Origin of the sequence: Pseudomonas sp. 7-41 (genome assembly GCF_021233075.1) — a bacterium.
GTDB lineage: Bacteria > Pseudomonadota > Gammaproteobacteria > Pseudomonadales > Pseudomonadaceae > Aquipseudomonas > Aquipseudomonas veronii.
The window spans coordinates 3,330,264-3,341,466 of the sequence record NZ_CP089551.1 but is presented as its reverse complement, the minus strand read 5'-3'; the positions used below and the strand labels follow the sequence as shown (position 1 = coordinate 3,341,466).

Annotated in this window: 9 protein-coding genes; 2 read left to right on the top strand and 7 right to left on the bottom strand. The window is 61.6% G+C overall.

Annotated features, from left to right (window positions below; translation table 11 throughout):
- Positions 1-49 precede the first annotated feature (49 nt).
- Positions 50-619 carry a GNAT family N-acetyltransferase gene (locus tag LQ249_RS14955; RefSeq protein WP_232565560.1) on the top strand — a complete coding sequence of 190 codons (570 nt, stop codon included), beginning with the start codon at positions 50-52 and terminating at the stop codon, positions 617-619.
- A gap of 21 nt (positions 620-640) precedes the next feature.
- Here the strand turns inward: LQ249_RS14955 and LQ249_RS14950 are convergent, their stop codons facing one another.
- The 7 genes from LQ249_RS14950 to LQ249_RS14920 form a co-directional block, all read right to left on the bottom strand.
- Positions 641-2,329, bottom strand: coding sequence for an HAD-IIB family hydrolase (locus tag LQ249_RS14950; protein WP_232565559.1), 1,689 nt, complete (start codon positions 2,327-2,329; stop codon positions 641-643).
- Positions 2,330-2,366: 37 nt separating this feature from the next.
- Positions 2,367-3,092, bottom strand: a complete 726-nt coding sequence (locus LQ249_RS14945; protein ID WP_046383389.1) for a dienelactone hydrolase family protein — start codon at positions 3,090-3,092, stop codon at positions 2,367-2,369.
- Between the two features lie 296 nt (positions 3,093-3,388).
- Complete coding sequence (locus LQ249_RS14940) at positions 3,389-4,522, bottom strand: NAD(P)H-hydrate epimerase (protein WP_232565558.1); 1,134 nt, start codon at positions 4,520-4,522, stop codon at positions 3,389-3,391.
- A 66-nt stretch (positions 4,523-4,588) separates the two neighbouring features.
- A complete protein-coding gene (locus LQ249_RS14935; RefSeq protein ID WP_017845767.1) occupies positions 4,589-6,025 on the bottom strand; it encodes an NAD(P)(+) transhydrogenase (Re/Si-specific) subunit beta in 1,437 nt (478 codons plus the stop codon).
- A gap of 9 nt (positions 6,026-6,034) precedes the next feature.
- On the bottom strand, positions 6,035-6,376 hold the full coding sequence (locus LQ249_RS14930; RefSeq protein ID WP_017845766.1) for an NAD(P) transhydrogenase subunit alpha: 342 nt from the start codon (positions 6,374-6,376) through the stop codon (positions 6,035-6,037).
- Positions 6,373-7,512, bottom strand: coding sequence for an NAD(P) transhydrogenase subunit alpha (locus LQ249_RS14925; protein WP_128191457.1), 1,140 nt, complete (start codon positions 7,510-7,512; stop codon positions 6,373-6,375). The genes LQ249_RS14930 and LQ249_RS14925 overlap by 4 nt, the downstream gene beginning before the upstream one ends.
- A gap of 63 nt (positions 7,513-7,575) precedes the next feature.
- A complete protein-coding gene (locus LQ249_RS14920) occupies positions 7,576-8,958 on the bottom strand; it encodes an NAD-dependent succinate-semialdehyde dehydrogenase (protein WP_046383385.1) in 1,383 nt (460 codons plus the stop codon).
- Between the two features lie 399 nt (positions 8,959-9,357).
- Here LQ249_RS14920 and LQ249_RS14915 point away from each other — a divergent pair, with 399 nt between their 5' ends.
- Positions 9,358-11,202 (top strand): response regulator, encoded by a 1,845-nt coding sequence (locus LQ249_RS14915; protein ID WP_232565557.1) that lies wholly within the window; start codon positions 9,358-9,360, stop codon positions 11,200-11,202.
- Position 11,203 lies beyond the last annotated feature (1 nt).

Below are 11,203 nucleotides of genomic sequence, written 5' to 3'. Positions count from 1 at the left end.
CAGTGTGAACAGGGCCGTTCTTCGACCCCACTGTGCGCTGGAGCCCCCCATGCTAGCTAATCAACACACCGCTGCTCTGATTGCCGAGATGGATAAAGCCTCGCCCACCGAGCATTGGCTGGAAAAACTGCACGACGGAACGCATGTGCTTATCCGTCCGTTGTCGACGCACGATCACCTGGGCCTGCTGCATTTTTTCCAGCGGTTGTCGCCGCTGTCACTGCGCTTCCGGTTTTTGGGCGCGGTGACCCATGTCGATGCGAGCGCAATCGATACACTGCTGAGCGAGTCGGCGCAGATCAGCCGCGGCTACCTGGCCTTGATCCACCATGACGGCGAGTTGCAGGTAATCGGTGTCAGCCGCTACCGGCGTGCCACCGATCAGGACGAACAGTGCGATTGCGCGGTCGCCGTCGCCGACCCGTGGCTGCGCAGGGGCCTGGGCCGTTTATTGCTGGGGCATCTGATCGATGCCGCCAAGCGTGAGAGGTTTCGCAAAATGTGCTCGACGGACCTGTCGACCGATTACCCGATTCATGGCTTGTACAAACAATTGGGTTTTACCTCGGCCTATCTGGGCCGGGATTTTGATCGCATCGTTCACGAGCTGGAACTGTAGACGCGCACGCCGCCCGACCATTCACTGCGGTTCCAAGTGGTAGCGCGATTGCACCAGGTGCGCGATCTGTTCCTGGGCATCCCGCAGCGGTACAGACGCATCGTTTTCCAGCAGACGGGTTTCGTTGGCCAGCACGTCGTCGCGGATCACCTCGCGAAACCAGTTGGAAAAGTCCCCGGCCTCGCGGTGTTGGCGGAACGCGGGATCGTCCAGGCGCGCAAGCGAAGACAAAAACTCCGCAAGGTTCGAGGCGCGCTGGTCAAGGCTGGGAAAGTAGAATGCATGCCAGGCGCCCACATCCCCGACCGCATACTTGCCGCTGTGGCGATGATGTTTCTGCTCGGGTTGCTGCTGCGCCATCAGCACCACGTCGCCGCCATGACGAACGTCCCACAGACAGAAATAGTCGGGCTCGGATGAGCGCGCCGGGAATTCGGGGCAGCGTCGCTGCGTATGCTGGGCGTAGCGTTGGACCAGTTCGCGGGCGGTGCTGCCCAGGGTCACCAGTACGTCTACCGCGTCCAGCAGCGACGGGCAGACTTGATCGAAGTCCAGGGCAACGATGATCGCCCCCATATTCGCCAGAAACCCCGGAGGCCAAGCGGCGCAATGGGGCAGCATGTAGTGGGCCTCGTCCACGACCATCCAGTACGGGCGGCCGGTGCTGCTGCGTAGCTGCTGGATAAACGGCAGCAATTCGCCGAACAACTGCACGCGGGCGGCCGGGTCCAGGGCCAGGGTGCTCACCACCACGTTAAGCCGCGCCTGTAACAGGTGATGCAACGATTCTTCGGTTGTCGGCGGAGTGGTCAGGCCACCGACCGTGACCGCACCGTCCAGCGACAGATAGTCGCCTTCCGGATCAATGATGCAGAAGCCCTGGTGGGCCTCGACCATGCGTTCTGTCAGCCAGGTCACGTAGCTCGACTTGCCGGAGCCTGAATTGCCGATCACCAGCAGCACCGATTCCGGCGGCAACCACACCTTGCGTGCATCGGCGGTCCGCCCCAGTTGCACGCCGATACGCTCGACCGGCACCAGCGCGGCGTCCTTTTGCAGCAGCATGTCTATCAGCTCGCAGACCCCGCGCCCGTGATCCTGGCTCAGGCAGATGTCCGCGCGGGCCTTGATTGAGTCGATCGCGTTGTTCACCGCCGCCGCACAACCGCAGATCGCGAGAAACGCGTGGTCATTTTCGGCGTCGCCCACGCCGACCACGTTCAGTTCGCAGATGCCCAGCCTCAGCAACGCGGCACTCAGCCCCGAGGCCTTGTTCACCCCCGTCGGCAGCACCATGATCGCGTCCTTGTTGAACGTCATCTGCAGCTCCAGGCCCAGCTCGCGAATCGAGCTGATCACCGCGTCCTCGAACGGATGCCAGGTGGCGATGACGGACCTGCCGACGGACAAGGATGAAACCCCTTTGTCGCGCAGGCGCTCGACCAGTTCGGTGGAGGCCGAATCGGCGATGAGTTCCTCGGTGTCAGTGCGCGGGTCGTACAGGAGCGCGCCATTCTCCACGACCACCAGGTCAAACAGATCGAGCTGGGTAAAATGATGCTTGAGCGCCTGCAACTCCCTGCCGGTAATCAACAGCAACTTGCGACCGCTGGCCTTGAGGCTGGCAAGCGCTGTACAGACGTGTTCGGGAACATTGCCGTTTTCGGCAATGGTTCCGTCATAGTCGACCGCCAAGGCTAAGAAATGCATGTTCGCTCCATGACGGGTTGGGTTGTACAGGCCCGCGCTAAGAAGATGAAACCTTGCCATTGATTCCGGGCAGCGGCTCGCTGGGCAAAGGTTCCTTGTGCAGGTACTTTTCGAACCAATCGCCGGTCAGCCTGGCTACGTCCGCCAGGGTGCCCGGCTCTTTGAAAAGGTGCGTCGCGCCTTTGACGACCTCCAGGCTTTGCGTGCAGTGCAACGCCCGACTGGTCCGCACATTCAAGCGCAGGATCATCGGGTCTTCCGCGCCCACCACCTGCAACGTCGGCGCTTTGACCTCGCACAACGCCTGGGCGGCCAGATCGGTGCGCCCGCCTCGACAGACCACCGCCCGCACACCGCCCACGTGAGCCGCGGCGACCAGCACGGCGGCGGCGCCCGTACTGGCACCGAACAAGCCCATGGCAAGACGGCGTAATTCAGCGTCTCGGGCGATCGCGTCGATGACCTTGACCAGTCGATCGGCGAGCAATGCAATATCGAAACGCAGCACACCGGTCAGGTTATCCCAGCGCTGCTCTGTCCTTGTCAGCAGGTCGATCACCAAGGTGCCCATCCCGTGGCGCGCCAGGTACTCCGCGATAAAATGGTTACGCGGGTTCGAATGACCGCCGCCACTGGCATGGACGAGAACGACCAGGCTTTCGGCGCCTCGCGGCAATCGCAGATCACCGGCCAATTCATAGCCGGCAAAGTTAAACTTTTTGTATTGGAGCTCAGATACTGCAACACCGCAGTGAGAGGCCATTAGTTGAATACCTTCGTATATAACCTTTTCGAGGGGCAAGGTACTTCAAGAGTGGCTTCATCTTTCTTTTTGATTGTTCGTCAGGTCGATGGATTGGGCATGAACGCCTATCAGGTTAAAACCGAAAAAAGCCCGGCCTGCTCTGTTGGATACACGACGATGACCTGAAGCCTCTGCGGGTTAAACTGCGCTTTTCCGGCAAAGCGTACTTGATAAATATCAAACGCACGCCCATCCACGTTTCAAATCGGACATTTGACGTGCAATACACCTCTCGCCGACATGTCCACGGACAATCAGCCGTACAGTCGACGCAATAACCCAGGTAAAAGATTCGGCACTTCTTTGGCCAGTAACCCCGGGCCGAATTCGGCAGCGACCACATCATGCAACCACACGCCCGCTGCCGCAGCCGGAAAGGCCGGCATGCCCTGGGTCCGCAGCCACCGAATAATGCCGCCCAAAAGCTCGCCGGTGGCGGCCGAGGGCACACTGCAATGGATCACGGCGCGGCCATCGGGGCAGGCAATCACCGTGTCACTGCCGCGATGCACAACCACAGCCGAGCCGAGCTGGGCAGCGGCTCGAGTGCGGGTCAGTTTGTCGCCGACGAAGTCGAACATCCGCCGAAATTCGCTCTCGTGAAGGGTCAGCACCTGCGTGGCATCCGCCGCAACGACCGCTGGGTGCCCCGCGACAGTATCGAGACCGGCTCGCGGTAAGTCGGGCAGCCACAACCCAGGGTGATTCTCAAATGCCTGGGGGACGATGGCGTCGAGCACCGCTTCGGGCGTGCCAATATCGGCCACAATCACTTCGCCACACAGATCGCGCCCCGGTAACAGCAGATGCCCCGGCTTTTTGCGAAAAAACGTCACCGTCAGCACCGCCGCCACCGCGCCCAACGACTCACCGCTATCGCCCATCACTCCGCTGGGCGTGTCGACCGCGACAATCGGCACCGTGCCACGGCCAGCCGCAGCCAGGGTGTCCAACACCTGCCCCTCCAGCGCACGGGCGAGGCCGGCGCCGAACACCGCGTCGACAATCAGCTCGGCCCCTTCAAGCACCGCGGGGCTCAGGGCTTGCACCTCGCCGGGCCAGCGCTGTGCATGTTGCCCGGCTTCGCCTTTCAGCGCGGCGCGACTGCCCCACATCGCCACCCGCACTGGCCAGCCCGCTTGCGCAAGCCGGTACGCGCAGACAAAACCATCGCCGCCATTGTTGCCCGGCCCGCAGAGCACCAGCAGCGGCCGGGGTGTCCAGCGCCGCTGGATTTCGCGTGCCACCGCCGCGCCGGCATTGCTCATCAACTCGAAAGACGACACGCCGGCAACCACCGAAAGCCGGTCGGCTTCCGCCATCTGGCGCACCGTCAGCAAGGCCGCCTGGCGCGCGCCGTTATCGAGGTCGGGACTCAACGTGTTCATGCTTTTCACACTCTCGATCGCTACTGAAGTCACTCACCGCCTGCGCGGTGACGTCGCCCCGCTTGGTTACCCCAAGCCTCTGACCGCCTCGATCATCTTGACCAGGACGGCCTGTGCATCGCCGTACACCATGTTGCAGTTTTCCGCATAAAACAGCTGGTTCTGAATACCAGCATAGCCCTTGCCCTCCCCGCGCTTGACCACGTACACGTGATGAGCCTTGTCCACATCGAGGATCGGCATGCCGTAGATGGGCGAGGCTTTGTCGCTGCGCGCGGCGGGGTTGACCACGTCGTTTGCTCCGATCACCAACACCACATCGGTGTCGGCGAAATCGGTGTTGATGTCGTCCAACTGGAAGATCAGGTCGTAAGGCACACCGGCCTCTGCCAGTAACACGTCCATTTGTCCCGGCATACGCCCCGCCACCGGGTGGACCGCGAATCGCACAAGCACGCCGTGGGCCTGTAACAACTTCACGAACTCATAGAGCTTTTGTTGGCCCTGTGCAACGGCCAGGCCATAACCGGGCACGATGATGACTTTATTGGCGTACCGCATGGCGACGCCGGCATCACTCGCCGCCGTCGGCTTGAGCTCACCCACGATCGCCGCGCCTTTGCGCACGGGTTGGCCACCAAATCGGGCAAACAACACATGCGCGACCGTGCGATTCATGGCCTTGGCCATCAGCAATGTGAGCAACACGCCCGCGGCGCCGACCAGCATGCCGGCGATCATCATGGCCGGAACCTGCAACACAAACCCTTCGAGGCCGACCGCCAGGCCGGTGAAGGCATTGTAGATGGAGATGACCACCGGCATGTCGGCACCGCCGATGGGCAACGTCATCAGCACACCGAACAACAGCGCGCAGCCGAAGAACACTCCAATCAACCACAGCACGCCGTTCAACGAACCGTGTTCGGCGTGCATGACCACCATCAGCCAAGCGCCTACGCACAGCGTCACCAGCATCAGCAAGGCATTGATCAGTTGCAGGCCTTTCATGTGCAGTGGCTTGTTGATGCGGCCATCCAACTTGGCCCAGGCAATCAAGGAGCCGGATAACGAAATCGCACCGATCAACGCGCCAAACAAGGTGCCGGCCAATGCGGAAAGGTCGAACACTCGGCCCCCGAACAACTCCATGGCGGCGATCGCGGCGGCAGCGCCCCCGCCCATGCCGTTGTATATCGCGACCATCTGCGGCATGGCGGTCATGGCCGCCTTGCGCCCGCTCCACCACGCTGCGCCACCGCCCAGCAGCAGCGCGACGAGCGCGAGGCTGACGTTGACAGGCAAATGTGGCCGGGCCGCCTCACTCACCGAAAATACGTAGAGAAAACTCACGATAACGGCGGCCGCCATGCCCCAACCGGCGACATGGATGCCACCGGCCGCCGTGACCGGCGAAGACATGCGCCACAACCCGAAAATCAGTAGAAAAGCGGCGAAGAAATACACCAGCCCTATCAGCCACTGCGACGTCATAATCAACATGGTCAAACCTCAAACCTTTTCAGGCTTCCGGGTGGCAGAGTGATGAGCTTTGCGCCGCTTGGGTTCCGGCGCGCTGGTCTGGAACATCGCCAGCATCCGGCCCGTGACGGCGTACCCGCCCGCGGCATTCCCCGCGCCCAGCAACACCGCGACAAAACCAGCCGCCTGTTCGGCCACGCTCGCCGCATCGAGCAGGCCGATAAGCCCGCCGATCACCACGATGCCATGGATAAAATTCGAGCCCGACATCAACGGCGTGTGCAGAATCGCCGGGACCCGCCCGATGATGACCCAGCCGGCGAACGCGGCGAGCATGAAAATATAAAGCCCGACGAAGCCAACACTGTTCATGAGGTCTTCTCCTGGGTTGCGGCATCCGCCGGGCTCAGCGAATGCATGAGTTTGCCGGCGTGGGTGAGTACCGTTTGCGCCAGAATCTGATCGTCCCAGTCGATGCTGATGACGTTGTTCTTCAACATCAGCGCCAACAGGTTGAACTGGTTTTTCGCATACAGCAGGCTGGCGTCCTGGCTCAACGATGAGGGCAGATTCAACGGTGCCATCAGGGTTACCCGACCGATCGTGACGGTCTGTCCGGGCACGCAGCCTTCGCAGTTGCCGCCGCCTTCGGCGCCAAGATCGACGATCACCGCGCCAGGCTTCATCCCGGCAAGCTGTGCGGCACTGATCAGCCGCGGAGACGGCCGCCCCGGCACTGCCGCCGTGGTAATGACCAGGTCCGCCTGTTGGATATGCTCCGTCAGCACTTGAGCGACTTGGGTTTTCTCTGCCTCACTCAGCTCCCGTGCATAGCCGCCCTTGCCTCGCGCATCGACCCCGACATCGACAAACTCGGCCCCCAGGGACCGCGCCTGTTCCGCGGTTTCCGGGCGCACGTCGTAGCCCTCCACCACCGCGCCCAGGCGATGGGCAGTCGCGATCGCCTCCAGCCCCGCCACGCCCAACCCCAGGACCAATACCCGCGCCGGCCCCACGATACCCGCCGCGGTGGTGACTTTTGGCAGGATGCGAGACATCTGCACCGAGCCCAGTTGGACCGCATAGTACCCAGACAACGCCGATTGACTGGACAGTGCATCCATCGACTGGGCCCGCGTGATGCGCGGCAGGCGCTCCATGGCAAAACACGTGATTTGGCGCTCCAGTAAACGTTGCACCAAGGCCGGATTCTTCTGCGCATACACAAAACACAGGAGTACCGACCCGGGCTTCATCTTGCCTACGACTTCCAGCGAGGGCGCCTGCACCGCGAGAAGCACATCGGCCTCATGCAGCCACTGTCCGCCGCTGGACACGAACAGCACATCCGAATAAGCAGCGTCCGGCAAAAAACTCGCTTCACCCGCCCCCGCCTGCATATGAAGCCTTGCCCCCAGCGCGCATAACTTCGCGCAGAGGCCAGGCACGAGGGCCACACGTCGTTCGTGCGGGTGGGTTTCTTTCAGCACAGCCACATTGACGTACATCGCGCGCTCCGTTGAAGGCACCCGCGCATGGCCGGGCACCCGGAATGTAAACAGGACAAGGCTTCAGATCGGCGCCTGAGCCAACACGTAACGCACCAGTTTTTTATTCACGAACTGCTGGATACCCATGTCGCCCAACTCGCGGCCATAGCCGGAGTCCTTGATGCCGCCAAAGGGCAACTCGGCGTCGCTCCAACTGATGTTGTTGATGAACATCATCCCGGTCTCGACGCGACTTGCCACACGACGCCCCCTGTCCAGGTCACGTGTAAACACCGAGCCGCCCAGGCCGAAGTCGGAGTCGTTGGCCAGGGCAATCGCGGCGTCTTCGTCCTTGACGCGGAAAAACAGCGCCACCGGGCCGAAGAACTCATCCCGGAACGCCGGGTTTTCAGGGGCAATGTCAGTGAGAATGGTCGGCGTCATAAAGGCGCCGGGGCGATCGATACGTGTGCCCCCGAGCAGAACCTTCGCTCCGTGATCGGTCGCCGTGCGAACCTGCCCGAGCAACTGCACCAATGCCGCTTCCGAAGACAGCGGGCCCAGGGTCGTCGCTTCGTCCATGGGATCGCCGGGTTTCAGCGCCGCGAGCCCGGCCTGAAAGCCCTTCAGGAACGCATCGGCGACCTTATCCACGACAATGAAGCGTTTTGCCGCGCAACAGGTCTGCCCGCAGTTGTACATCCGCCCCCAGATCGCCCATTTGACGGCCAGCTCCAGGTCGGCGTCTTCCAGCACAATGAACGCGTCGCTGCCGCCCAGCTCCATGGAAGACGGTTTCAGGTTCTGCCCGGCCCAGGCCGCCAGGCTGCGGCCCGCGGCGACACTGCCGGTCAGTGCAACCCCGCGAACACGCGGGTCATCGACCACCTGTCTGGACTGTTCATGGGAGATCGACAAGTTGGTATAAAGCCCGGCAGGCGCGCCGGCTTCGAGCAGGATTTGCTCGAAGGCCATCGCGCATTGAGGCACGCAACCGGCATGCTTGATCACCAGCACGTTGCCTGCCATCAAATGCGGACCGGCCACGCGAGCCAACTGATAGAACGGAAAGTTCCACGGTTCGACCCCGAAGATCACGCCGATGGGGCTGCTCTCCATGTGCGCCTCGCCTTGGCTCGGCTCCAGCGCTTGCGGGGCCAGGAAGCGTTCCGCGTTCTTGGCGTAGTACGCCATGATATCGGCGCTGAATTTGACTTCGCCTCGGGCCTCGTCGATGCGCTTGCCCATTTCCAGCGTGATCTTACGGGCCAGGGCATCGAAGCGCTGATGCATCAATTCACCGGCCTTCGCGATGATCGAGGCGCGCTGGGCATACGTTGTGTGTTTCCACGTCGCATAGCACTGCGCCGCAGCCGCCAGTTTGTGCTCCAGTTGCTCAGCCGTCAGCGTATCGAATTGTGCGAGCAACTCGCCGTTGTATGGATTGATCGTTGTATAAGCCATAACGGTTGCCTTCCCATGAGATTGAGTTAACCAACGTCAACCGGCTACCTTCAGCCGCCGTCCCCACGAACCGGCATTACGTTGGCCTGAATGCATTCAGCTGGCTAGCGTCGGAAACTACTTACGTCTGCCCCCTTGAGCCCGGGCCAGGGCCTGAAGAGCGGGCACTCTAACGGTGCCGTCGGCGCACTTCGTTGGCGCAAAGCGCGGTGATGTGAACCGAAAGGCGGCCTGAACAAGGCGTTCAGCGTGAATGGCCTGCTGGCTCGCGATCAACCGAGCGGTTTAGAACCGTCGGGGTTCGGTAAATACTTACATAGATCAATTAAGCCGCCTTACAAACTGCATAGGATTGCGCATCAGGCAATACGACTTTGCGTCTTGCCAGGAGGGGTAATCATGCAAGTCAAGCAATCCATGTCGGAAGATGTGTTGCCACGTCAGGCATCAGGCCCGGCATCGGCCTACTGTCCTCTCCCCGCTGAACGGTTGGGCGGCATCGATCAGAAACTTCGCCAGACCGCGCAATTGGTTTCACTCATCGTCGGGCAGCTTGAGGCCTGTGAATTCGACCCCGCGACACCGGCGCGCAGGGTGCTTGAACAATTGGATGCCACGCTGGAGAAATTGTTGAGTCGATTCGGGCTCGACCAACCCGCCCCCACGACAGACTATGATCGCCACGCAGCGGTGGATTTCCCCATACAGGCCCTCTTCAAGGCATTGGCTCAAGACTTTTTGCCGTTGGCCGCCGCCCAGCACCGCAACCTGCGAATCGTGCCGTGTTCGTCGTGGGTCAGGAGCCTTCCCGATTGCCTCAGGCAACTCTTGAGCGGTCTGCTTGCCAACATCATGGACAGTACCAGCACGCTGCGCCTGACACTGGGCTGCAGGCGCCACTCGGAGTGGCTGAGCATCGAGCTGTGGTTCGCGGGCTGCAAAAGCCGCGACGACGCCTTGCGTATCGTGTCGATGCCTGTCTATGAGGCTTCGTTGCCGGGTGCCTGTGGCAAGCCTGCCCTTCGCTCGATAGCGGAACTCAGCGCGATGCTGGGTTTACAGCTTCAGGTCAAAACCGCCGACGAACGCGCGACGCTGATCTCCATCAGCGCGCCGTTATCGCCGTCAGTCGTTCAGCCCGGCGCGCGCAGGCAACAGAACGCTCGAGCGCTGGGCATGGCTCGCACGTGCCTGCTGTTGATCGTGGAACCGGACGCCCTGCTAGGCGATATGCTCAGTTGCGGTTTGGGGGCGCTGGGCTATCGAACGGCAGCGGTGCGCGATAGCGTCGCCGCGTTGGAATGGATCGCGCGCTCGGGCATTCAACCGGACCTGATCTTGACCGAGCACGTGCTCGATCGGTCCTCGGACGGCGTCCAACTGGTGCAAAAGATTCGCGATCAATTCAGTCGAGCCACACCCGCGGTCATATTGACCGCCGAGACGAAAAAGCAGGTTTCCCAGTCCGCCCTGACCGCCGACTGCATGCTCCTTCGCAAACCGGTGAGCCTGAACCTGCTGCGCGTCACCCTCGCCAGTGCATTGAGTACACACGCCGAAGTACACGCTGTTCACGCCATGCCCCCGTCGCGCCAACCCGTCATTTACGTGGTGGACGACGACGCCGCGCTGCGCAGCGACTTGCGCACGCTATTGGAGTCGGAAGGTTACCTGGTGCGCGACTACGGCGCTGCCGAGCAGTTTCTCGACAGTTATACCGCTGACCAACCGGGCTGCCTGATCATTGATGCGCGCCGCTCGGGCATCAGCGGGCTTGAGACGGTGGCCCGTCTTAAAGCACAGGGCGACGAGTTGCCCGTTCTGATGATCAGTTGCAACAGCCGCGTTGCCGATGTCGTCGATGCGATGAAGGCTGGGGTATGCGACTTCATTGAAAAGCCGTTTCGTTATCAGCAGCTGTTAACCAGCGTGAAGAAAGCGTTGGCCAGCCAAGTCGCAACCGAGAGTTCCCAGGTCCTTCGCAAGGCTGCGATTGACCATATCAACCACCTCACCGCACGGCAGCGCCAGATTCTGGCGATGGTGCTGGACGGTCATCCGAGCAAAAACATCGCTGCCAACCTGGGGATCAGTCAACGGACAGTGGAAAAGCACCGAGCGTCGATCATGAGCAGGACCGAAGCCAGGTCGATTCCCGAACTCGCCCGCATCGCCCTGGCAGCCGGCGAAAAAACACTCTCGGCGGCTACCAATGACAAACGCAACGGGCTCATCGGCGGGTAAT